Origin of the sequence: Marinifilum sp. RC60d5, assembly GCF_052400665.1 — a bacterium.
Taxonomy (GTDB): Bacteria; Bacteroidota; Bacteroidia; order Bacteroidales; family Marinifilaceae; genus JBQTGK01.
In genome coordinates this window covers 528058-552874 of sequence record NZ_JBQTGK010000004.1, presented here as the reverse complement: position 1 = coordinate 552874, position 24817 = coordinate 528058, and the positions used below count along the sequence as shown (strand labels likewise).

Annotated in this window: 21 protein-coding genes and 1 tRNA gene; 10 read left to right on the top strand and 12 right to left on the bottom strand. The window is 33.4% G+C overall.

Annotated elements, in window-relative coordinates; translation table 11 throughout:
* Positions 1 to 366 precede the first annotated feature (366 nt).
* Entirely contained in the window at positions 367 to 651 is a 285-nt protein-coding gene (gene hpf, locus ACT3CE_RS12405; RefSeq protein ID WP_444710082.1) for a ribosome hibernation-promoting factor, HPF/YfiA family, read from the top strand.
* Positions 652 to 688: 37 nt separating this feature from the next.
* On the opposite strand, the gene ACT3CE_RS12400 is transcribed toward hpf, so the two are convergent.
* Positions 689 to 1132 (bottom strand): (4Fe-4S)-binding protein, encoded by a 444-nt coding sequence (locus ACT3CE_RS12400; RefSeq protein WP_444710081.1) that lies wholly within the window; start codon positions 1130 to 1132, stop codon positions 689 to 691.
* A 311-nt stretch (positions 1133 to 1443) separates the two neighbouring features.
* On the opposite strand from ACT3CE_RS12400, the gene ACT3CE_RS12395 reads away from it, so the two are divergent.
* A tRNA-Trp gene (locus ACT3CE_RS12395) sits at positions 1444 to 1516 on the top strand.
* 356 nt (positions 1517 to 1872) lie between these two features.
* Here the strand turns inward: ACT3CE_RS12395 and ACT3CE_RS12390 are convergent.
* Complete coding sequence (locus ACT3CE_RS12390) at positions 1873 to 3696, bottom strand: ABC transporter ATP-binding protein (RefSeq protein WP_444710080.1); 1824 nt, start codon at positions 3694 to 3696, stop codon at positions 1873 to 1875.
* A 120-nt stretch (positions 3697 to 3816) separates the two neighbouring features.
* Entirely contained in the window at positions 3817 to 5154 is a 1338-nt protein-coding gene (purB, locus tag ACT3CE_RS12385; RefSeq protein WP_444710079.1) for an adenylosuccinate lyase, read from the bottom strand.
* A 240-nt stretch (positions 5155 to 5394) separates the two neighbouring features.
* Here purB and ACT3CE_RS12380 point away from each other — a divergent pair, with 240 nt between their 5' ends.
* Genes ACT3CE_RS12380 through ACT3CE_RS12360 form a run of 5 tightly spaced genes read left to right on the top strand, consistent with a single transcriptional unit; the run spans position 5395 to position 9745 of the window.
* Complete coding sequence (locus ACT3CE_RS12380) at positions 5395 to 6177, top strand: EI24 domain-containing protein (protein ID WP_444710078.1); 783 nt, start codon at positions 5395 to 5397, stop codon at positions 6175 to 6177.
* A gap of 60 nt (positions 6178 to 6237) precedes the next feature.
* Positions 6238 to 7677: an NfeD family protein gene (locus ACT3CE_RS12375; protein ID WP_444710077.1), complete on the top strand. Its 1440-nt coding sequence runs from the start codon at positions 6238 to 6240 to the stop codon at positions 7675 to 7677.
* Positions 7667 to 8083, top strand: coding sequence for a GNAT family N-acetyltransferase (locus ACT3CE_RS12370; RefSeq protein WP_444710076.1), 417 nt, complete (start codon positions 7667 to 7669; stop codon positions 8081 to 8083). The genes ACT3CE_RS12375 and ACT3CE_RS12370 overlap by 11 nt, the downstream gene beginning before the upstream one ends.
* A 39-nt stretch (positions 8084 to 8122) precedes the next feature.
* Complete coding sequence (locus ACT3CE_RS12365; protein ID WP_444710075.1) at positions 8123 to 8821, top strand: MgtC/SapB family protein; 699 nt, start codon at positions 8123 to 8125, stop codon at positions 8819 to 8821.
* Between the two features lie 51 nt (positions 8822 to 8872).
* Entirely contained in the window at positions 8873 to 9745 is an 873-nt protein-coding gene (locus ACT3CE_RS12360) for a class I SAM-dependent methyltransferase (protein ID WP_444710074.1), read from the top strand.
* A 131-nt stretch (positions 9746 to 9876) separates the two neighbouring features.
* Here ACT3CE_RS12360 and ACT3CE_RS12355 read toward each other — a convergent pair whose 3' ends face one another.
* The 6 genes from ACT3CE_RS12355 to gldF all read right to left on the bottom strand — a co-directional run bounded on the left by ACT3CE_RS12355 (position 9877) and on the right by gldF (position 17305).
* Positions 9877 to 11673, bottom strand: a complete 1797-nt coding sequence (locus tag ACT3CE_RS12355) for an AMP-dependent synthetase/ligase (RefSeq protein ID WP_444710073.1) — start codon at positions 11671 to 11673, stop codon at positions 9877 to 9879.
* A 234-nt stretch (positions 11674 to 11907) separates the two neighbouring features.
* Positions 11908 to 12519, bottom strand: coding sequence for a fumarylacetoacetate hydrolase family protein (locus ACT3CE_RS12350; protein WP_444710072.1), 612 nt, complete (start codon positions 12517 to 12519; stop codon positions 11908 to 11910).
* Between the two features lie 37 nt (positions 12520 to 12556).
* Positions 12557 to 13324: an exonuclease domain-containing protein gene (locus ACT3CE_RS12345; protein ID WP_444710071.1), complete on the bottom strand. Its 768-nt coding sequence runs from the start codon at positions 13322 to 13324 to the stop codon at positions 12557 to 12559.
* Between the two features lie 105 nt (positions 13325 to 13429).
* Positions 13430 to 14560 carry a DNA polymerase III subunit beta gene (dnaN, locus tag ACT3CE_RS12340; protein WP_320120466.1) on the bottom strand — a complete coding sequence of 377 codons (1131 nt, stop codon included), beginning with the start codon at positions 14558 to 14560 and terminating at the stop codon, positions 13430 to 13432.
* A gap of 307 nt (positions 14561 to 14867) precedes the next feature.
* Positions 14868 to 16580, bottom strand: coding sequence for a gliding motility-associated ABC transporter substrate-binding protein GldG (gldG, locus tag ACT3CE_RS12335; RefSeq protein WP_444710070.1), 1713 nt, complete (start codon positions 16578 to 16580; stop codon positions 14868 to 14870).
* On the bottom strand, positions 16574 to 17305 hold the full coding sequence (gene gldF / locus ACT3CE_RS12330; protein ID WP_444710069.1) for a gliding motility-associated ABC transporter permease subunit GldF: 732 nt from the start codon (positions 17303 to 17305) through the stop codon (positions 16574 to 16576). Before gldF ends, gldG begins: the two co-directional genes overlap by 7 nt.
* Positions 17306 to 17403: 98 nt before the next feature.
* Between gldF and ACT3CE_RS12325 the strand changes: the two genes are divergently transcribed.
* The gene (locus ACT3CE_RS12325) at positions 17404 to 18516 is read left to right on the top strand and encodes an acyloxyacyl hydrolase (RefSeq protein ID WP_444710068.1); all 1113 of its coding nucleotides are present in this window, start codon (positions 17404 to 17406) and stop codon (positions 18514 to 18516) included.
* Positions 18503 to 19246: a head GIN domain-containing protein gene (locus tag ACT3CE_RS12320; protein WP_444710067.1), complete on the top strand. Its 744-nt coding sequence runs from the start codon at positions 18503 to 18505 to the stop codon at positions 19244 to 19246. The genes ACT3CE_RS12325 and ACT3CE_RS12320 overlap by 14 nt, the downstream gene beginning before the upstream one ends.
* 9 nt (positions 19247 to 19255) lie before the next feature.
* Here the strand turns inward: ACT3CE_RS12320 and lpxB are convergent, their stop codons facing one another.
* The 3 genes from lpxB to surE form a co-directional block, all read right to left on the bottom strand.
* Positions 19256 to 20383 (bottom strand): lipid-A-disaccharide synthase, encoded by a 1128-nt coding sequence (gene lpxB / locus ACT3CE_RS12315; protein ID WP_444710066.1) that lies wholly within the window; start codon positions 20381 to 20383, stop codon positions 19256 to 19258.
* Positions 20384 to 20466: 83 nt separating this feature from the next.
* The gene (locus ACT3CE_RS12310) at positions 20467 to 20766 is read right to left on the bottom strand and encodes a hypothetical protein (RefSeq protein WP_444710065.1); all 300 of its coding nucleotides are present in this window, start codon (positions 20764 to 20766) and stop codon (positions 20467 to 20469) included.
* Positions 20750 to 21523 (bottom strand): 5'/3'-nucleotidase SurE, encoded by a 774-nt coding sequence (gene surE / locus ACT3CE_RS12305; RefSeq protein WP_444710064.1) that lies wholly within the window; start codon positions 21521 to 21523, stop codon positions 20750 to 20752. The genes ACT3CE_RS12310 and surE overlap by 17 nt, the downstream gene beginning before the upstream one ends.
* A gap of 426 nt (positions 21524 to 21949) precedes the next feature.
* On the opposite strand from surE, the gene pheT reads away from it, so the two are divergent.
* A complete protein-coding gene (pheT, locus tag ACT3CE_RS12300; protein ID WP_444710063.1) occupies positions 21950 to 24400 on the top strand; it encodes a phenylalanine--tRNA ligase subunit beta in 2451 nt (816 codons plus the stop codon).
* The last annotated feature ends 417 nt before the right edge of the window (positions 24401 to 24817 follow it).

Below are 24817 nucleotides of genomic sequence, written 5' to 3'. Positions count from 1 at the left end.
TTTTAAATAACTTCTAATTAAAAAGCACATTCTGCATTTATATTACCCAGATATTGTTAAAAATAGTTAAACAATAAATCAATATTAAAATTTACTTCAAACAAACATTACAGATCACAAAAAAAAACAAAATTTTATATGCCTTATTTTGAACACCTTGAATTTTAAAATTTGTTAAACTTCAATAAAATCGCCTGTTTCATTTCGTAAACTTATTTTTTTTACTTATTTTCAAACTAGAAAGATTAATCAACTGGGCTTAACGAAGCCAAACATGCGCAAATCATAATAACCGGTTTATATTTATCAAAATATTAACTCATACACTCGCGTGTATATTAAAATATAGGAGGAATTGTAATGAATATGAAAATGCAATCCGTAGGTTTTAAAGCAGATAGTAAGTTGGAAGCCTTCATCAACCAGAAGTTAAGGAAGTTAGAGAAGTTTGAAAATAAAATTACAACTTACGAAGTAATTTTAAATATAGACAAAGCAAGTAATAAAGAAAATAAAGTTGTTGAGGTTAAAATGAATGTTCCCGGAAACGAACTATTTGCAAAAAAGAAAAGCAAAACATTTGAAGAAGCAACAGATTTGGTAGCAGAAGCACTTCGAAGCCAAATTCTAAAATATAAAGAAAAGAGGTAATCCTCGAACAGAAACGGAGCTAATTAGCTCCGTTTTTTTATTCTTTAAATCCTACATCCCGATGCGAACCATCGCAAAATGGCTTATTTTTCGAAGCACCACATCTGCAAAAATAAGATGCCTTTTCCAAAGCTTCTCGTTTTCCATCGGAACGAATTAAAGTAATCGGACCTTCAACCATTAATGGACCATTTTTCATAAGCTCAACATTTCTACCTGTCTCCAAAGCTTTTACCAGCCCTTTATCTTTCTCACTTGTTTCTGGACTGTTCATATAAAATGATAAAGCTCGCGAAGGGCATTTCTGTACTTGCTTAATAATTGATTCTGTATCGGATCCCTTCATTTTAATCCATGGCCGGGTTCCTGGTTGAAAAACAAGAGGTAATCCTTTAAAACATTCACCAGAATGGATACACAATTCCGAATCATAAACAACTGTTACTTCACCGTTCGAATATTCTTTTTTTGTACTCTTCATAGCATTACATTTTTCGAATTAATAAGCATATCATATAATTTACTACATTTTTAAAAATTATGCAGAAATTTATTTACAATCTTACAAAAAAACATTACAAAGACAATCAGCTCATTCTGAACATGCTGCAAACAAAGAGAAAATAAGACATCACAAATTATTTAATTTAGCATGATAAAGAACTTGCAGATAAAAAAAATTGTTCTACTTTTGTCGCAGACTTTTAAGGAAGGCATACTATTAAAGTTGCCGAAAACACAAGCTTACAGCTTATCTTGATAAGTATCAATGAGCAGATAGCAAAGACAAATACGGGTGTAGCTCAGTTGGCAGAGCACTGGTCTCCAAAACCAGGTGTCGGGAGTTCGAGTCTCTCCTCCCGTGCAACAAAAACCTTTCGATTTTTTCGAAAGGTTTTTTTATACATTAAAAAAAAGATCAAAAACAGCTTAACTACCCCAGGATCAATTTAATTCGAGCTATGATCTTCAAATTCCACATAATTGTTTTGCTGTCATAAAAATCTTCGTTTATATTTTTTTTGATTGTAGAGGTCTTCTTTTTTGAGATCTGCACTAAAAGTTTTCGAGATAACATCAAAGTACTAAGTATATAAGAAATAAATTATCAATTATTTGCACGATAAAATTAAACACTCGTTTCATTAAAGCTTAGTATTATATAAAAAAAGATGAACCAGTAAACCGATTCATCTTTCTCTTATATCTTACTATTATTTCTTACAACATCTGCATATCATACAACTTTTTATAAGCTCCATTTTTTGCAATTAAGTCATCGTGTTTTCCACGTTCAACAATTTCTCCTTCATGAAATACGCAAATTAAATCGGCATTCTTAACTGTCGACAAGCGATGAGCAATTACAAGCGATGTTCTGTTTTGCATTAATTTGTCAAGTGCATCCTGTACCAATCTTTCCGATTCGGTATCCAATGCCGAGGTAGCCTCATCTAAAATCATAATAGGAGGATTTTTAAGCACCGCTCGGGCAATACTCAAACGCTGACGCTGTCCTCCTGAAAGTTTACCCCCTCTATCTCCAATATTAGTATTGTATCCATCTTCTGTTTCTTCAATAAAATTGTGAGCATTAGCAATTTTAGCCGCTTCGATAACATCCTCCATTCTAGCGTTATCAACACCAAAAGCAATATTATTAAAGATCGTATCATTGAAAAGAATCGATTCCTGATTTACATTTCCCATCAGGTTTCGCAGATCTTTCATTTTATAATCTCGAATATCTACACCATCAACACTAATACTTCCTTCGTTAACATCATAAAACCTAGGTAATAAATCCACAAAAGTAGTTTTACCCGAACCCGACTGACCAACTAATGCTACGGTTTTTCCTTTCGGAATTTCCAGATTGATATTTTTTAGAATCCGTTTTTCTCCATTATATGAAAAAGATACATTTTTATACTCTATGGCATTTTCAAATTTCTCAACTGTTTTGGCATCATTTTTATCTACAATGGTAGATTCCGATTTTAAAATTTGATCGATACGATCCATTGCTGCTAAACCTTTTTGTATACTAAAAAAAGCTTTCGAAAATGCTTTCGCTGGATTTATTATAGAATAGAATAACACCAAATAAACCATGAAACTTGCACCATTAAGATTTCCATCTCCATTCAAAATTAAACGCCCGCCATACCATAAAACAATTACAATAACGATAGTTCCTAAAAACTCGCTAACTGGATGTGCCAATACTCTTCTACGCATCAAACTATTCATGATACGCCGATAATCATTATTTTCAGCACTAAAATTATCTGTTACTTTAGCCTCAGCAGTAAATGCTTTAATAATTCGAAGACCAGATAATGTTTCTTCAATAGTTGATAATAAATCTCCCATCTTATTTTGCCCTAAACGCGAAGTTTTCTTTAAACTACGACCAATTCTTCCAATAATAAATCCGGCGACAGGAAGAAGAATAAAGCTAAACAAAGTAAGCTGAGGACTCATTATGATCATTGCTGTTAAAGACACAATAATTAATACTGGATTTTTAAGAAACATATCCAGGGAGTTCATTACGGAATTCTCTACTTCCTGCACATCTCCGGTTGACCGTGCAATAATATCGCCTTTCTTTTCTTCTGTAAAAAACGGGATAGGCAAACTCACAATCTTATCGTAGATTAAATTTCTCATATCACGAACAACTCCATTCCTAAGCCCTACAGTATGATATGATCCTAAATAAGTAAACCCCACCTTTAGAAAAACTGCAATAACTAAGAATATACCTACAAAAATAAGAGCTGAATCCGCACCATAATCAGATTTCACATGAGAAATATAATAGTAAAAATTAGTTTTAAACGAATTTAAGGTCAATTCCCATGGTACAAGCTCTGTTACTGGTTCTGCAATATTAAATAGTATTTCCAAAACAGGTTGCATCATAGCAAAAGAAAACACGCCAAAAATTGCAGCTAACAAGTTATAAACAAAACTCATGATTAAATCACTCTTATAAGGAGGTAAAAATCGTTTAAGAATCTTAATAAAATCTTTCATTAATGATTAAATATGTGAAAAAAAATTGATGAGAAAACCTCAGTTATCCCAATAAAAATAGGCTGTAAAAGTACAACTCTTACAGCCTAAAAACAAGGTATTAACAATTATTAATATTCCCTATATTCCTGTGTAATTAACAGGACTAATTGTTTTTAATTGTGCTTTTAACTCATCATTAATCTCAAGAGTATCAATAAATTCGGCAATACTATCTTTTGTTACATGAGTATTGGTTCTGGTTAAAGCTTTTAATGCTTCGTAAGGATTTGGATATCCTTCACGACGAAGAATTGTTTGAACCGCTTCGGCCACTACAGCCCAGTTTGCTTCCAAATCGGCTTCGAAAGCTTCTTGCGAAATAATTAGCTTATCTAAACCTTTTAATAAAGATTTAAAGGCAATAATAGTATGTGCAAAAGGCACTCCAATATTTCTTAAAACAGTTGAATCGGTAAGGTCGCGCTGTAAACGTGAAATTGGCAATTTAGCTGCCAGGTGTTCAAAAGTTGCGTTAGCCAATCCTAGATTACCTTCTGAATTTTCAAAATCAATAGGATTTACTTTGTGTGGCATAGCCGATGATCCAACTTCACCTTTTTTGATTTTTTGCTTGAAATAATTCATGGAAATATAAGTCCAGAAATCACGGTTCAAGTCAACCAAAATAGTATTAATTCGCTTCAAATTATCGAAAATTGCACCCATATTATCGTAATTAGAAATCTGAGTTGTTAACTCTTCTCTTTCTAATTTTAGAATATCATTAACGAAATGGTTACCAAATTCTTTCCAGTTTACATCTGGATAAGCAACATGATGCGCATTAAAATTACCTGTTGCACCACCAAATTTAGCAGAGCAAGGAACACTCTTTAATAAATCCAATTGTTTTTTTAATCGGTACACATAAACCTGAATTTCTTTACCCAAACGAGTTGGAGAAGCTGGTTGACCATGAGTACGTGCAAGCATAGAAATTTCTTTCCAATCATCAGAGAGACTTTCTAACTTTCCAATTAGTTGGTCCAATAATGGATAATATACATCATAAACAGCATCGCGCAAAGAGTATGGTGTTGCTGTATTGTTGATATCCTGAGAAGTTAATCCAAAGTGGATAAACTCTTTGTATTGCTGCAGATTTAAAGCATCAAATTTCTCTTTTATAAAATACTCAACTGCTTTTACATCGTGATTCGTAACGCTCTCAATCTCTTTTACTTTTTTAGCATCATCTATCGAAAAATCAAGATAAATACTGCGCAAATCGGTAAAAAGATCTTTGCTAAAATCTTTCAACTGTGGAAGAGGTACTTCGCAAAGTGCAATAAAATATTCTACTTCAACCAACACTCTGTAACGCACTAAAGCATACTCCGAAAAATACTCACCTAATACGTCTACTTTGTCACGGTAACGCCCGTCAACCGGCGAAATTGCTGTCAAACTTTGCATTTCTAAAAAATTAAATGTCAATAATGGTTATTTAGAATCACAAAGGTAATTAAAAGCAGCGAAATGTTAGATATATGAAACTGTATATTAGAGAATAGATTTCGGATTTAAGTTCTTTTAGTATTTCGCATTTAATCTTATTTTTGTTAAAATATATAATTATATCTAAAACCTGAGATGTGAACTATAATAAGATATTTTCCCAACTCTTATTTCTCATATCTCCTATCACTAAATAACATGAAACTCCTAAAAGATTTTGGATTTGGCTTACGAACATATTCCGAAGCCATAAATTACATTTTTAGAAAAAAATTAGCATGGTTCTTTGTTTTTCCTGTGCTTTTAAATATTCTTCTTTTTTGGATTGGTTGGGATTACATAGGTAATTTATCGGAGCAAGCCGAACTGTTTCTAAAAAACTGGTTGAATTTAGAAAATGCCAATTACTGGGGTTCTGAATTTCTGAAAGCTACAATTGGTGGTTTTATATGGGTAGTTTTCAAAGTATTATTCTTTCTGCTGTTCGCCTATTTTGGAGGATACATTATTATTATACTGATGTCTCCGGTCTTTTCATATCTTTCCGAACAAACCGAAAAAATACAGACAGGTCACGAATATCCATTCCAATTTAAACAATTGATTCGCGATATTATTCGTGGGGTATTTATTGCTGTTCGCAATCTTTTTATTGAATTAATATTTACTGTTTTAATATTTTTCTTGAGTTTTATACCAATTATTGGTTGGGCTGCAGCCCTATTTCTTTTCATTATCTCGGCATATTTTTATGGATTTTCATTTATGGATTATGCCTTAGAACGGAAAAAATTAAATGTCACTCAAAGTGTTCAGTTTATGAGAGAAAACAAAGGAATTGTAATTGCCAACGGATTTGTTTTTTCGCTTTGCCTTATTGTTCCATTTTGCGGAGTCTCCTTTTCTAGTTTTGCCGCAATAGTTTCTGTTGTTGCCGGCACATTGGCTGTCGACAAAATTTGGGAAAAAGAAATCGAGTAAAATCAAGGCTTTCTTTAAACTTAATTTTTATCTTAGGAATAGAATTAAATTCTAATAAACATGAACCATCTGCACAAAATACTTTTATCTTTTTGCATAATCCTTTTCAGTTTTAGCTTGCATGCACAAGAAACTAATGACAGCATTGCCAAAGCAAACAATAAACTGGTATACAAGTTCGATATTAAACGGGAAATTGGTCCTGCTGCCTGGCGACAAACAAAAGATGCCTTTCGGGAAGCCAACAAATTAAATGCCGATCTCATATTAATTCACATGAATACCTACGGAGGAATGGTAATTCATGCTGATTCCATTCGAACTGCTATTTTAAACAGCACTATTCCTATTTATGTTTTTATTGATAATAATGCTGCCTCGGCAGGTGCATTAATCTCTATTGCCTGCGATAGTATTTACATGCGAAGCGGAGCCAATATTGGAGCTGCAACGGTAGTAAATCAAACTGGTCAGGCTATGCCCGACAAGTACCAATCGTACATGCGTTCTACAATGCGAGCAACTGCCGAATCGCATGGTAAAGATACTATTGTTCAAAAAGGAGATACCATTTACAAATGGCGAAGAGATCCCTTAATTGCAGAAGCAATGGTAGACCCCAGAACTTATATCGAAAATGTTATTGATACCGGCAAAGTACTAACTTTTACCCCCGATGAGGCCATTAAAAATGGATATTGCGAAGGAATTGCTAATAGCGTAAACGAAGTTTTAGATAAAGCTGGAGTTAAAGAATATACATTAAAAAGCTACGAACCTTCAGGTATCGAAAAAATCGTAGATTTTATGATTAATCCTGTTCTTCAGGGAATATTAATCATGATTATTATTGGTGGCATCTATTTTGAACTACAAACTCCGGGAATAGGATTTCCAATTTTAGCATCGGTAGTTGCTGCAGTATTATACTTCTCTCCTCTTTATCTGGAAGGCATGGCCGAAAACTGGGAGATCATTATTTTTGCTGCAGGAGTTATTCTTCTTGCCATAGAAATATTTGTAATACCAGGCTTTGGTGTCGCCGGTGTTTCTGGCACAATACTTATAATAGCCGGACTTACTCTTAGTATGGTTGATAATGTGGCTTTCGATTTCGAAGAAAGACACATAAAAGCAATTGTTGCTTCATTATTGCTGGTTATTTTCTCGATGCTAGTAGCAATTGTAGGCTCTATTTACCTGAGTAAAAAATTATTTTCATCGAACTCATTACTTGGTCATTTAGCCTTAAATACTGTTGAAAATACCGAAGAAGGATATGTTGGTGTTGATATGGCTGCCAGAAATATGATCGGAAAAAAAGGCCTCGCCATGAGCGTACTTCGACCTTCGGGAAAAGTAATTGTCGAAAATCAAATTTACGATGCTAAATCGGAAGATGGCTTTATTGATAAAAACACAAAAGTTGAGATAATAAGATTCGAAACAGGACAAGTTTATGTGATTAAGGAGGAAGATGATGAATCAGATGAAACTTAGAGAATACGAAAAACATGATTTTGATGCTGTAAATGGTTTGTGGCAACTTACCAACTTAAGCGATGCAAAAAGAGATGATTCGGCTATTACAATTGAAAAAAGCATTAAAGCAGGTGGTAAATTCTGGATCCTTGAAGACCTAAGTTCCGATGAATTAATTGGCACCTGTTGGGTTACTAACGATTCCAGAAGATTATACCTTCATCATTTAGGAATTCATCCCAGTTATCAGCAAAAAGGATATGGTAGATTACTATCGGAAAAGGCACTCAGCTATGCACGAAAAGTTAATATGCAAATTAAACTTGAGGTACATGAACAAAATAAATTTGCCATAAAACTCTATAAAAAAATGGGTTTTCAATATCTCGATAAATACGATGTAATGATTAAACGAAAACACTAAACCTGTTTTCATCTTATACAAAAGATAACAATGGATTTTTTGAATCAACTAATAAACGAAACTGAAATTACCAGTAAAACAATTTTATTTAGATTACTGATTAGTTTTATTGTGGGAGTAATAATTGGTATTGAAAGAGAAACTCATAAACAACCAGCAGGATTAAGAACTCACATTCTTATTTGCATGGGAGCAACTCTTATCATGCTACTTTCAATATTTATACCTCAAACTTTTCAGAATTTCCAGAATGGAGATCCATCAAGAATAGCTGCTCAGGTTGTTTCGGGAATCGGTTTTTTAGGTGCCGGTGCTATTATGAAATTTGGTGTTAATGTAAAAGGTCTTACCACTGCAGCTTCGATATGGGTAATTGCTGCTTTAGGCTTAACAATTGGTGCCGGAATGTATACAGGTGTTATTTGGGGAACTGCAATACTACTATTTGCTCTTGTTTTAATGGATGTTATAGAAAAAAAACTATTTCCCAGTAAATTTATTAAAAGACTTTATATCTATACAAGTGGAAACTCAGTTTCACAAAATGACTTTTTACCAGTCTTACAAAAACATAAAATATCTGTTCGAACAATAGATTTAGAACATTCTTTCGACGAAAATAAATTAAATTATTTTTTAACAATTCAAATTGCAGAATCGGTAAATCTAAAAGAATTTATTTCTGATTTAAGTAGCATATCAGAAATTAATAGAGTTAAATTGCAGCAAATATTATAAAGATAAGATGTCTGGTTCATAAACCATAACATCTCTTTAAAAACAGTACTCATGAATTTATTCTCAGCCGAAGGCTTTATCGACTTTTCCAAGCTTGAAAAAATCTCAAAAAAACCAAAATTATTTGCCAAAGATGATGGTAACTTCTGGCAGGATCCATATATATCAGAACATTTACTATACGCACATTTAGATAATGAGACAGATCAGGGATCTAGAAAATACAATTCTGTAATTCAGGCAGTAAACTGGCTAACATCTTATTTAAAACTTCCCGAAAATAGTAATTTACTGGATTTAGGATGCGGACCTGGTTTATACAGTGAAAATTTCTTTGGTCAGGGCTATAATGTTACAGGAATAGATATTAATCCTCACTCTATTGAGTATGCTAAAAATCAAGCCCGGGAATTTGGCTATCCTATTAAATACAAATGTCAGGATTATCTGGAAATTGATTACGAAAATGAATTTGATGTGGTAACACTTATCTATGGTGATTTATGTGTACTCTCGCATCAGGATAGAGATTTACTACTTAAAAAAGTTAAGAAAGCTTTAAAGCCCGGAGGCTATTTAGTTTGCGATGTCTTTACAAAGTTCTATTTCAAAAATCAGGAAAAAGAACAGGAATGGTACATTAGCGAACAAGATGGATTTTGGCACGAAGAAGAACATTTATTGCTACAATCTCATTTTAAATACAAGAAAGAAAAAGTTCGTTTAGATAAATATACAATTGTTTTGAAAGACGGAAGCTGGCGAACTCATCACATTTGGAAACATTATTTCAACATAAAGAGAGCCATAGATATGATGGAACAACATGGCTTTTTGGTAAAAGATTACTGGTCTAATCTTCGGGGAAAACCTTACGAGAAAAAAAGTTCTTGGATTGGAATGATAGCCCAGAAAACTCAATAAAATAATGGTAGCAGTAAAATCTCAAATATTGATAATATCGTTTATTATAATACATCAAAATTCAAGAAAATGCAAAACCCGAGAGAATTTCTTCTTTCGGGTTTTTATAAATAAATAAACTGGTGGGTTTATTATTCTTTGTACATCTTCTCTATTAGATGATTGTATTTTTCCTGAATTACTTTTCTCTTTAGTTTTAAAGTAGATGTAATTTCGCCAGCTTCAATAGTAAATTCTTTAGGAAGCAAAGTAAATTTCTTTACTTTTTCGAATCTTGAAAATTCCTCCTGCAACTCTTCGAATCGTTTCTCGAAAAACTCAATAATTTGAGAGTTTACTAATAATTCCTCTATAGAATTAAAAACAATATGCTGCTGAACTGCATAAGCTTGCAAGGGTCCAAAAGCCGGAACTGCCAATGCAGTAACAAACTTTCTACAATCGCCAATTACTGCTATTTGCTCAATAAACTGATCGTTTACCAAAGTAGTTTCAATTTTTTGCGGAGCAACGTATTTTCCTCCCGATGTTTTCATCAAATCTTTAATTCGATCTGTTATCACCAAGCATCCATTTTCGTCAATTCTACCCGCATCGCCAGTGCAAAACCAGCCATCTTTCATAACTTCGGCAGTAGCTTCGGGCTTTTTATAATATCCTCGCATAACACCAGGACCTTTTACCATAATCTCATTATTAGCACCAATTTTTATCTGACTACCAATAATCGTATTCCCGGCTGTTCCAAAATCAATATTCCTATCTCCATATAAACTAACCGTAGCCATTGTTTCGGTAAGTCCGTAACCAACTTTCACATTAATTCCTATGGAATGGAAAAACTCCAAAAGATCTATCGAAAGAGGAGCTCCACCGCAAGGCATAAATTTAATTCTTCCTCCAAAAATACCTCTCAATTTACTTAGCACCAACTTATCAGCAAGCTTGTGCTTAAGATTTAAAATTGCAGGAATCTTTTTTTCGAACATGCGATATTCATTATAGTATTTCGCACCAACTTTTACCGACCAATTCAGCAATGCTTGCTTAAAAAAGGAAGCTTCCTGCGATTTATCTTTAATTCCAGAGAAAATTTTCTCATAAATCCTGGGTACAGTACACATTAAGCTTGGCTTTACTTCCTTCATCACTTCCGCAATTTTCTTGGGGTTGCGATTAAAGTAAACTTCTATTCCGCGATGGAAACAGAAAAAACACCAACCTCTTTCGTACACATGACTTAAAGGCAAAAAACTTAGCGAAACATCTTTATCCGAAACATTTAACTCCTTATCGTGTGAAACCAATACACTAGAAATATTTTTGTGATCGATCATCACTCCTTTAGGTTCTCCTGTAGTTCCTGATGTATAAATTAATGTGGCCAAATCGTCGAATTCTCCGCTGTAAAAACGTTCGTCGAATTCCTTTCCCATTCCGGAATTTTGACCATAAATCAGAAATTCATCCCAGTACATCGATCTGTCATGATCGGTAAGTTCTGTTTTCTTATCGAAAACAACAACCATTTTTACATGAGAAACTTCTTTTATAAGTTTCATTGCACGATTATACTGCTCCTGTTCGCCAACAAATATGACTTGAGTTTCAGAATCTTCGACAATATATTTTGCTTCGGCAGTAGAGTTTGTAGGATAAATTGGAACGGTAACACCTCTTACACTCATAATTGCCAAATCGGCGGTGATCCATTCAGGCATGTTTTGTGAGAATATTGCAACTGATTGCTTCTCTTTAACACCCATTTTCATAAGAGCTTTTGATATCTGACGGATTTGTAAACCAAACTCATTCCAGCTTACACCAACCCACTTATCATTCTCTTCATCTTTATAGCGCATTGCAATTCGATCACCGAATTTTTCAATTCGATCACGAATCAACTTGCCCCAATGTTGATACTCCATAAAAGTATTTTAGTTGTAAAATCGTGACAAAGATAATGATGTTTCAATGATTTAAAAGAGATTCAGGGCTTTAAGGTTTATCACTATATGTTAAAAATTAATAATTTTAAAAATATCAAGGAAGAACAAAATTCCCAATACCCTACATATCAAGCTATTATAAAAAGCGGCCATCAACAATAGTCGATGGCCGCCAGCTAATTCTTAAATACGGAATAAAAGCAATAATAAAGCTTATTTCACGTAAAAATCCATTAATTTTTCCCCTTCGAGTTCAGCTTGCAAATGATCTCCAATTTTTACAGGTCCTACTCCTTCGGGTGTTCCTGTATAAATCATATCTCCAATTTTTAAGGTGAAAAATTGAGATAAGTAGGCAATTAAATAATCAACAGAAAAAATCATATTCGAAGAATTTCCTGTTTGCACTCTTTCTCCGTTAATGTCGAGATTGAAATTGAGATTACCTACCGATTTAAATTTATTTTTTGGAACAAACTTACTAATAGGCGCGGCACCATCGAATGCCTTTGCCTTTTCCCAGGGTAATCCTTTCTTTTTGCATTCGGCCTGAATATCGCGAGCTGTAAAATCAATTCCCAAGGCGACTTCTTCGTAGTAACGGTGAGCAAATTCTACGGGTATATTTTTACCTACCCTACTGATTTTAATAACCAATTCTAACTCGTGATGAATATCTTTCGAAAAATCGGGATAATAGAAATCGTTATTATTTTTTAACAAAGCAGAATCGGGCATAGAAAAAACCACTGGCTCAGCAGGCACAGGATTATTTAATTCTTTAGCATGATTCACATAATTTCTTCCAATTGCTAGAATTTTCATATTTCTAAAATATAAATGTTAAATATCAGAATTGAGTTTATTTATTGAATCCTCTGAGTTTAATTTCCGTTAAAATTTTCTTTGTATAAAGAGGAAAGTCACTATTCATTACCCAACCATAGTATCCTGGTTGTTTGTCTAATACCTCTTCAACAGTCTTGCCTTTATTTTTACCAAAGTTAAATCTCTCAACACCTTTCTCATCAATAATAATAAAACCAGCAAAATCTGCATTTTTATTTTGAGACGAAAAAGTTGCCAAATACTCTATATCATTTTCCAGATTATCGTATTTATCCAATTGCGATTTTAAAACCTCATAAGTGGCTTTTGTATCGGCCTCGGCACCATGAGCACCTTCTAACTCTTTATTACAGTAGAATTTATATGCTGCCGTTAAGGTACGCTGTTCCATTTTATGGAAAATAGTCTGTACATCTACAAACTTTCTCTTTTTCATATCAAAATCGATATCAGCTCTTAAAAACTCTTCGGCTAATAGAGGAAAATCGAATCGGTTGGAATTATAACCAGCCAGATCGCAACCTTCCAAATATTTTGCTATTATTTTACCTAACTCCTTAAAAGTTGGTTCATCTTTTACATCTTCGTCTTTGATACCATGTATAGCCGACGACTGCGCAGGAATTGGAATACCCGGATTAACCCTAAAAGTTTTCACTTCTTCTTCTCCATTGGGAGCAACCTTAACAATACAAATTTCAACAATACGATCTTTTGCAACATTAATACCTGTTGTTTCTAAATCGATAAATGCGATTGGATTTTTTAAATTCAGATTCATTGATCAGTTTCTTATGAATTCGTTTATTGTGTAAAAATATAAAACCTAACAGAAATAATCTCTCTGTTAGGTTTTTAATATTTTATTTTTTGATTTTAATTCTGTTTATGCGTTAATCATCATTGGCATTAACAACATCAAGACATCTTCGTCGGCATTTTCATTATCGTAAGGTAAGAAGATACCTGCCCTTGTTGGATCCGATAATTCGATTAATACATTCGATGAAGAAATATTTGAAAGTATCTCCAATAAGAATACTGATTTAAAACCAATTTCTAATTCTTGTCCCTCGTACTGACAAAGCAATCTTTCTCTTGCCGAAATTGAAAAGTCTATATCCTGAGCCGAAACAACCAGTTCGTTTGCTTTTAATTCGAACTTAATTAAGTTACTTGCCGGATTAGAAAATACTGATACACGTTTTAATGTATTGTACAATTCTACTCTGTCAATAGTAATTACGTTAGGATTGTTTTTAGGAATAACCGAATTATAACTTGGATAATTTCCTTCAACCAAACGACAAATTAATTTGTAATTCGAAAGCGTAAAGAATGCATTCTTATCATCGAATTCTACTTTTACAGGATTTTCTTCTTTCGGAAGAATGTTACGTAAAAGAGAAGCTGGTTTTTTAGGTAGTATAAATGAAGATTCAACATCAGATCTTCCATCCAAACGCTTGTAACGAACCAATTTATGTGCATCAGAAGCTACAAATGTTAGATCGTTATTTCCCAATTCCACAAAAATACCATTCATTACCGGACGAAGCTCGTCATCTGCGGTAGCAAATAATGTTTTAATAACTCCCGTTAATAATACATCACTTTCTACGGTAATATTCACTAAACTACTTTCCTCTTTCTCTGGAAGTTTTGGAAAATCCTCTCCATTTTGACCAACAATACTAAACACTCCATTTTCCGATGTTATCTTAACCGCTAAAGAGGTAGAATCGATATCGAAAGTAAGAGGTTGTTCAGGAAATTCTTTTAAAGTATCAGTCAAAATTTTAGCCGGAAAAGCAATTACACCATCGCCATGCGAAGTTTCCAGAGGAATAGTGGTGATTAATGTAGATTCCAAATCAGATGCAGTTGCCACCAATTCGCCATCTTTTAGCTCAAATAAAAAGTTATCTAAAATTGGCAAAGTATTCTTACTACTAATTACTCTACTGATAGCTTGTAAATGACTTAACAATTCTGTACTTGATACTACAAATTTCATTTGCATAATATTTAAAAATTTACCTAATTTTCTGTGTTTCAAATCTTAAATAAAGATAAGCAATTAAGATTTGTATTAAGGGGTGAATATACAAATTTATTAAGGATTGTACTTACTCTTGAATTAAAAAAAATCTTTGTCTTTCTTTGATAATATACAAAATTATTTTTTAATTCCATTTTACAGCATAAGTAAAAAACTACTAATAGTTTGAAAATCATAAATCGAATGATTTTCAACTTTTAATTTCAGCATAATGGCATTGTAATTCGCAACAAAAGTAACATTTAAGATAAAAAATTTACAATCAATTTCCTGCAAATTTTCTTTTCCGCATATAAAAACGAATTAATCCGAAAATCAGTAATAAAAACAAAGGCAATAACACATTAATTACTTGCCAAAATATGCGCTCCGAACGAATCTTCGTTTTATCGAGCAAACGCAATTTCACTTCTCTTGTTCTTAAATTCATCCACCCTTCATTATCGCATAAATAATCGATACAGTTTAAAAGAAAGTTTCGGTTGCCATAAGTTTTTCGTGAGTATCTATCGTAGCCCAAAGCTTCAATTTGTCTGTTTTTACCTACTCCGCGCACGCGATTTTTAATTAAATCTCCATCTGATATTACAATCATTTTAGCAGGTTTACTTTCTTCTTTAAAAGTTTTACGATTGATACCTTTCCAGGCACGATTTTTAAATGCCGATTTAAATTTGCCCTCCAGTAAAACTGCAATATTTTTTTTTCCATCAGCAAAATACTCGGGCAATGGTTTTTTATTGACAATATCGAGGCGAATTACGCTGGGCACTTTTTCTAAACGTGTATAATTAGAACTACTTAAAAGTACTTTTCTACTGATATTTTTATTCTCTCCCACCCAATCAATTGAATTTGCAAATTCAGCTTTTACCACATTTAACTTTCGGGTAATTGGATGTTTTTCGGGACAGTTTAAAAGAGGACAATAGTACCACGAAGCAGGTGTAAATTTTGCTTGTTCGCCTGGCAATGCTGTCTGTACCGGAATTAATTGCCCCTGAATATCCATTACCAAATCAGGATTCACTCTCACCCCATAAGCAAACAACTGATCTTCGATATTAAGCGGACTGTAATAAGCAATTGTACTTTCCTTTACCGACAAACTGTCCATACTAACCTTTACCTCATCAACAAGACACAGCATGCTTCCTCCAGCCATTAAATACTGATCGATCTGATATTTATCTTCGCGAGAGAATTCTTCTCTGGGCTGGGCAATTACCAGAGCTGAATAATTTGCTCCTTCTTTATTTAATTCTGAGGCATTTACCCGTTTTACATCATATCTCTGTAAAAGGGATGCTGTAATATCTGCGACTTCATATTCGTTTAGTTCTCCGTGTCCAGTTAAAAAAGCTATTTTCTTTGGCTGCACATTCTGTAGCAAGCGAATAGCTTTTGTCAATTCAAATTCTAAAGTTTCTACCGAATGATTTAAGTTCTCATCTGCTGTAGCTCCGCTTTTACTTTTAAGCAAATGAACTGCTGTTTCTTTCTCTCTATCATGAACAATAATACCTGGAACTATAATTTTCTGTTTTAAGCTGCCATCAGTAGTTCTTTCCTGCAAGCTGGTAGGCTTTAAGCCTCTCGAAACCAACTGCTCAAAAAGCTCATTCTTTTTTTTAGGATTTACTACATCATTTGGATTTATAAGCGAGTAAGAAATATGAACATTGGAATAAGCAGCAAATTCATCGATCATTTCCATGCTTGCTTTTTGCAACTTGGCAAATCCATAAGGCAAATCTCCAGCTAAATAGATCTCAAAAAATAAGTCTTTATCGAGCGATTCGATAAGTTGTTTCGTATTATCAGAAAGAGAATATTTTTTCTCGGATGTTAAATCCCAACGAAAAAAATACAATTGTAAAAGCTGCATTACTGCAAATAGTGCAAGCAGGGAAATAATTAAATTCAATATGTCTTTTTGTCTTCTGTTTTTAAGCATAATTTTACGACTTACCATTTTCTGCTTTTAAGTACTGTTTTTGTGATTAAGAGAAAAGCTACAATTACACCTGCAAAATAAATCAGATCTCTAGAATCTACTACTCCTCTTGATACTGAACGATAATGCTCATTTATTCCCAAAGAGTATATTATTGTTTGCATATTCTGAAAAATAGTAAGCTCTGCTAAATAATCAAATCCTATAAAAAGAATAAAACTAAGTACCAATGCAGATAAAAATGCAACAATTTGATTTTCGGTTAATGAACTGCAAAAAATTCCTATTGCCACATACACAGCTGCCAAAAGAAATAAACCCATAAAAGAGCCCCAAAAAGCAGCTGAATCAACACTTCCAACAGGACTACCCAAATTGTATATGGAGAAATAATAAACCAAACAAAATAATAATGAGACAATAACAACAAGCAAAGCTGCAAAATACTTTGCCAATATTATTCCCATTTCACTTACCGGGCGAGTATACACCAACTCGATAGTACCTTGTTTTTTCTCATCGGCAAATAAACGCATGCAAACGGCAGGAATCAGGAAAAGATAAATCCATGGAGATATTTCGAACAATATGTTCAAATTTGCATAGCCAGAATCGAGCGGATTTGAAGAACCTGGGAACACCCAAACAAATAATCCGGTGGCAATTAAAAATACCGATAATATAAGATATCCGGTAAGTGAACTAAAAAAAGTCCTAAACTCCTTAATGAGAAGTGCTAGCATAAAATCTATTCTATTAATCTTTATTTCTACAAAATTGCAAAATAATTTCAGTAGAAAAAATCTCTTTGCCAAATCATTTAACTTACATAAATTTGTACATGAAAAATAGAATACTGTTTATTCTCTCTATTCTTGTGTCGAATATACTTATGGCGCAGAAAACTCCCTCTAAAGATATATTTACAACAAGTCTTAGATATCATTATGGCGTAATATTACCACACCATAAATCTATTAGCTATTTGGTAAATGATCAAATTTCGGGAATTGAGTTAAATCTTGGAATTGTTCCAAACAGAGATAAAAACTGGGTTTCTTTATACAAAAATCCTGAATATGGAATTGGAATTTATCATACAAGCCTAGGAAACGACAAAATTTTAGGCAAGGCTACGGCAGTTTTTCCTTACATTAATTTCCCTATTGCCAGAAAAAATAAATGGGAGTTTAACTTTCAACTAGGCTTCGGAATGGCTTACACAAAAAAGCATTTCGACCCTGTAGATAATTATACCAATGTGGCAATTGGTTCAAAATTTAATGCTTTTATTAAGTTAATGACAACAGGTTCATACTCCATTCATCCTAAATGGAATGTAAATGGAGGTATTGAATTTTTCCATATTTCGAATGGTGCTATTAGTGTTCCAAACAAAGGTTTAAATGCAGTAACTACCAATTTTGGGGTATCCTATTACCTTAGCAACAAAAGAACACACAAAAAATATACTTCGATAAATTACTCTAAGTTAGAAAATGAATTTTCCCTTATCTGGAACAGTGGCATTAAACAAACCGGAGTCAAAGATCCTCATAAATATTACAAAACAGGTTTATCATTAAGTTATTTAAAAGGTATCAATACAAAACAAAGAGTAGGTTTGGGTATCGATTTTTTTTACGATACATCAGCCAATAGAGGAAATTGGAATTTCGAGCCTAAAACTGGTTTTAATGACCGTTTTAGTCAATCCTTTTTTGTTTCGCACGAATTATTTATACAAAAATTTATAATTGTAGCTAATATTGGAGTGTACACACTTTACAAAACAGAACCTGAAAAACCTGTTTATACCAGAATTGGACTTCGGTATGCACTAGGTAAACATTTATTAGCAAGCTTATGTCTAAAATCTCATTTAGGAAAAGCAGATTATATTGAATGGGGAATTGGTTATCGAATAAATACAAAAAAAAATGAAAAAGGTTAATATATTAATTATAGCAATATTACTGTGCATAACTGCCTGCAGTTCGTTCAATCCTTTCGAAGAAGAAGGCGATTATACAGAAAAAAGAGTGGAATTGAATGGAATTACAGCTATCGAAAATTTAAATACTTTTCAGATGGTTTTTATTCAAGATGAAGAGGAGTTTATTTTTTTAAAAGGAGGAGAGAATCTCATTTCAAAAACCGAAATAGTTAGCGATAATAATGTCCTAAAAATTAATCATTCTTATGGTAATAATACCAGAAATTTTGATTTGATAACTGCCGAAATCCATCTAAAAAATTTGACTACAATTACCTGCTCAGCTCCTGCTAATATTTCAAATAAAAATACTTTAGCGGGCAATCATCTGGATATAATAATTACTTCAGAATCGGAACTTGTAGAAATGAGTCTTAATTTGGATTACGAGAGTTTAAAATTTCATTCATACGGAAATGCCTACGGAGGTTACGAATTTTCCGGAACATGTCCTGAAACTAATTATATTCTAAATGGAGTAATTAATATAAATGCCAGTAATTTACGAAACGAAAATACAATATTGGCTCAAAATGGAATTGGAGAAGCTCATGTTTGGGCCACCAACTCTCTAAATATTACTATCTACAGTAGTGGCGACATTTATTACAAAGGAAATCCTGAAATAGCAATCACTCGAGTTCAAGTAAACAATCAAAATCCGGTTGCCAAAGTAATACAGGAATAATCTAAAATTCTATTTCTGTAAGTCCTCAACAATCATTTTGGCAAAACGAGCCGATGCGCCTGCCCCACCAAGCTTTTCGTGCAATAACTTATAATTAGCTAACATTTGATTTCGGTACTTCTTATCAAATAAAATCTTACTTAACTCTTGGGCAATCATATCCTTATTGCAGGTATGCTGAATTAACTCTTTCACAATTAATTTATCCATTACTAAATTAACAAGCGAGATGTACTTTACTTTTAGCAATCGCTTTCCTATTGCAAACAAAAGTCTACCTCCGCCGGTTAAATAGCAAACCACTTGGGGAATATGAAGCAAAGCTGTTTCTAAAGTTGCTGTTCCCGAAGTAACCAAAGCCGCTTTCGACTGCTGCAATAAATCGTAGGTTTGTGCGTAAACAAACTTAACATTAGTACCTGCCGCTACCTGAGCATAAAATTCTTTTGTAATAGAAGGTGCTGCAGCCACCACAAACTGATAATCGGGAAAATTAGTTACCACATCGAGCATTACGGGTAATACTCGCTCAATTTCCTGCTTTCGACTTCCTGCAAGAAGAGCAATAATGGGTTGATCCGATAAATCGTTTTTTTGAGTAAAATGCTCGAAAGACTCATTCTTATTAGGTCGATTTTCGATGGCATCGAGTAATGGATTTCCTCCAAAACTCACCTCATAATTATGCTTTTTATAAAACTCTGTTTCGAAAGGAAAAATGGTAAACATTCTATCGACATAAGCTTTAATCTTTTTCACTCGTCCTTCTTTCCAGGCCCAAATTTTTGGAGAAATGTAATAGTGAACACGAATACCATTTGCTTTGGCAAACTTAGCCATTCGCAAGTTAAATCCCGGATAATCGACCAAAATCAATACATCAGGTTTATACTCCAGCAAATCTTTTTCGCACAAAGAAAAATTAGCTTTAATCTTTTTCAAATTCTTTAAAACAGTAATAAATCCCATAAAAGCAGTTTCGCGATAATGTTTCACCAATTCGCCTCCCTGTGCCTGCATTAAATCTCCGCCCCAAAAACGAAATTGTGCCTTCGAATCCTGAGATTTTAGTTCTTTCATTAAGTTAGATGCATGAAGATCTCCCGATGCTTCGCCTGCCACAATGTAATATTTCATTTTTTTTGAAACTTAATTTCCAATAAATACCGAAATGAGATTTTTTAATCCTAAAATTTAAGATGTGAAATTTAGAATCTGACTTACATTCCAAAACGGAATATCATAATTGCAAAAGAATATAATATTGTTGCCAATAATACACCTCTGGCTGCTTTTAATAAATCCATTTTTATAAAAAGAAAGAAGAAAACAATATTCCCAAAATAAACGCCCAAAGCCATTACTTTTGTATAAATACGATGAATTAAAAGACTATCCATAAATTCCTGAATTGTCATTTCGCCCTGAAATTTTACGATGTAAGCTAAAAGAATTGACAACACAGGTACTACAATACCAATAAAAACACCTAAAGGCATTGAGTTAATCTTCGATTTCATAATTCCAGCTTTTAAGATCCTCTACCAATTGATGAGCAGTCATATCAATTTGAGTTGGTACAAGAGATGCAAATCCATTGTTAATTGCCCATTCGTCGGTTTCTTCGGCATTGGGTTCTGCATTTTTAAAATATCCTGTTAACCAGTAATAATCTCCTCCAAAAGGATCTTGTCTATGATCAAACTCTTCTTTCCATCGGCCATGAGCCTGGCGACAAACACGAATACCATTAACATCTCCTTTAGGAAAATTAACATTCAAACAAATACCTTTTTCTAAACCTCTTTCCAAAAGATTCGCAAAAATTTTACGTCCATATTTAATACTTTCCGAAAAATCTGCGTCAGCTCTAAAATCGTTTAATGAATAGCCCACCGATGGAATTCCATTTAAACATCCCTCGATAGTAGCACCCATTGTTCCTGAGTACAAAACACTAACCGAAGTATTTGCTCCATGATTTATTCCTGAGACCAAAAAATCGGGTGTTCGTGGCAATATTTTATTTAGTGCCAACTTAACACAGTCAACAGGAGTTCCTTTACAACTGTAAATATGCAAATTCTCTTCGTCTCTAACTTTTTTTATTCGAATAGGTACCTCAACGGTAATAGAATTAGATTTACCTGAGTTGGCACGATTTGGCGCTACAACATAAATATCGCCAAACCCCTTAACAATAGCCACCAAAGCTTTAATTCCCTTGGCATTTAATCCATCATCATTGGTAACAAGTATAATTGGTTTATCGCTCATATTTTTATTTTGATAATTGTACAAATATATCCGAATTTGAATGAATAAGCAATACTTACAATTTAAGACGAATAGATATCACAAAGAATTACAATAGAAATGTAACATATTATCAGAATAAGCTTCCTATTATGGTGTTTTTATTCAATTAAATTTGTGCAAACACAGTAAAACAGGAATGACAATAAGATAAGTTTAAGCAAAACACTTGTAAACATTCGTAACATTTTATGAATTGTATAAATAGCTTAGAAGGAAACAAATACCTGAATGATTAAAAACACACAAAACTTAAGCAATTTATCCTCAAGTCTTCTTTGGTACTTGGGTGTAAAATTTCTACTTTTGTAAGCTTGTAAACAGGAAGCAAGCTCATTGTCTTCCTTGTTCTTGTTTTGATAATTATCTGATAAAATACACATACAAATGAAAGTATCGTACAAATGGCTTAAAGATTATATCGACATTAATTTTTCGCCTGCTGAAATGGATGAGATCCTAACACAAATAGGATTAGAAGTTGGTGGAATTGAGAAATTTCAATCAATTAAGGGTGGTTTAGAAGGATTAGTAATTGGCGAAGTAAAAACCTGTAAGCCACACGAAAACTCTGACCATTTAAGCATTACCAGCGTTGATGTTAATGGCGACGAACTTTTACCAATTGTTTGTGGTGCGCCTAACGTGGCAGCCGGACAAAAAGTTGTAGTTGCTACAGTTGGAACCATTTTGTATGATGGAGATGAAAGTTTTACCATTAAAAAATCTAAAATTAGAGGCGAACTTTCGATGGGAATGATTTGTGCTGAAGACGAAATTGGTCTTGGTGCTGGTCATGATGGAATTATGGAACTTCCCCAAAATGCTGTCGCAGGAACTCCTGCTGCCGAATATTTTAATATTGAGGATGATTTAACCATTGAAATTGATTTAACTCCTAACCGTATCGACGGAGCATCACACATTGGTGTAGCTCGAGATATGGCCGCCTTTTTAAAACAGCAAAAAGAGATCGATTATAAAATACCTTCGGTTGAAGATTTTAAAGTTGAAAACACCAACTTACCAATCGAAGTAAAAGTTGAAAATAACGAAGCTTGTCACCGTTACTCTGGTATTTGTATCAGCGGAATTAAAATTGCTGAATCTCCAGAATGGTTGCAAAACCGTTTAAAAGCAATCGGTTTAAACCCAATTAACAATGTGGTAGATATTACCAATTATGTGTTATTTGAAACTGGTCAACCATTACACGCTTTCGATTATGCAAAAATTAAAGGCAATAAAGTATTGGTTAAAACCTTAGCCGATGGCACTCAATTTACCACTCTTGATGAAGTTGAAAGAGAATTAAACGAAAAAGATTTGATGATTTGCAACGATGAAGAGCCAATGTGCATTGCTGGTGTATTTGGGGGAATTGAATCGGGCGTAAGCGATTCTACCACCGATATCTTCCTTGAAAGTGCATATTTCGACTCAGTATTTGTTCGTAAAACGGCTCGTCGTCACGGATTAAATACCGATGCATCATTCCGATTCGAACGTGGAACCGATCCTAACAATACCATTTATGCGATGAAGCGTGCAGCTCTTTTGATTAAAGAAATTGCTGGCGGCACCATTTCTTCTGATGTTGTTGATATCTATCCAAATCCGGTTAAGGATTTTAAAGTAGAAGTAAGTGTTGAGCGCATTGAAAACCTGATTGGTAAAAAAATAGGTAAAGAATGCATTAAAAATATACTTACAGCTTTAGAAATTAAAGTTGAGAAAGAAGATGGCGATACTTTAAACCTTTTAGTTCCTCCATATCGTGTTGATGTAAAGCGTGAAGCAGATATTGTGGAAGAAGTACTTCGTATCTATGGATTCAATAATATTGAGGTCCCTTCAAAAGTAAACGCATCCTTGAGCTATGCTCCTAAGATTAACGAGCACAAACTTAGAAATACCATTGCCGATATGTTATCTGCAGCGGGTTTCAACGAAATAATGAACAACTCCTTAACCAAAGCTTCTTATTATGAAGATTTGGAAAACCTAAAACTTGAAAACACTGTTCGCATATTTAATCCGTTAAGTTCCGACTTAAACGCAATGCGCCAGACTTTACTTTTTGGTGGTTTAGAGAGTGTGGCTTACAATATCAATCGTAGGAATACAGATTTAAAATTTTACGAGTTTGGTAAATCATACCAGCACTTTGTTAATCCAGAGAATGAAAATCCAGCAGATAACTATTTTGAGAAAGAACGTCTGGGAATATTCATGAGCGGTAACAAAACTTCTGCAAACTGGAACCTAAAGGAAGAACCTACAAACTTTTTCCATATAAAAGCTTACGTAGAAAATATTTTAAGCAGACTTGGATTTAAAATCGACAAATTAAGAATTAAAGAAACTGAAAACGAACTATTTACCGAAGGCTTAAGCTATGGCATTAAGAAAAAAGTATTGGTTGAAATGGGAATGGTCAGTGGAAAAATTCTTAAAAATATGAGCATTGAAACTCCTGTTTTCTATGCCGATTTCGATTGGGCTTTACTAATTCAGGAAGCAATTAAGAATAAGGTTGCTTATACCGAATTGCCTAAATATCCTGCCGTAAAACGCGACCTGGCTTTATTAATCGACAAAAAAATTACTTTTGCCGAGATTAAAACAATCGCTTTTAACTGCGAGAAAAAATTATTAAAATCGGTTTCTTTATTCGACGTTTACGAAGGAGAGAAATTAGGTGCTGATAAAAAATCGTATGCCGTTAGCTTTATCCTTCAGGATACTGAAAAAACATTGAACGACAAGCAGATTGACAAAATCATGCAAAAACTAATTAAGAGTTACGAAAAACAATTGGAAGCTGAGCTTCGATAAGCTAAACAAATAAAGTAGAAAGAGGATGTCCAAAAATAAGGACATCCTCTTTTTTGATTTTAGTTTGTTAGTTATTTTTAGGTTGCTAATTAAAAATTCCTAGCCTTTATTTTCGATCTAACCACAGCAAAAACTGCTTTTAAAGAAAGGAAAGTTCACATTTAGAAGAATTGCATTTTTTCTGGAAATCTTAGCCAAATCAAATCCAATAGCAAGTAACCTAAACTCAAGGTTTATACCATCCAATTCTTTCAATGTAAACCGATTAAATCCTTTATTGTATTTTATTTATCCAAATACAGCTTCAAGTTGTATTGGTCCTTTGCTTCGATGTTTCAGGCCTTTTTCACTCAGCAAATTCTATCGGGCCTTTTGCTTATATATTCTAAGTCTACGATTTATTTCAATTGCCCTATT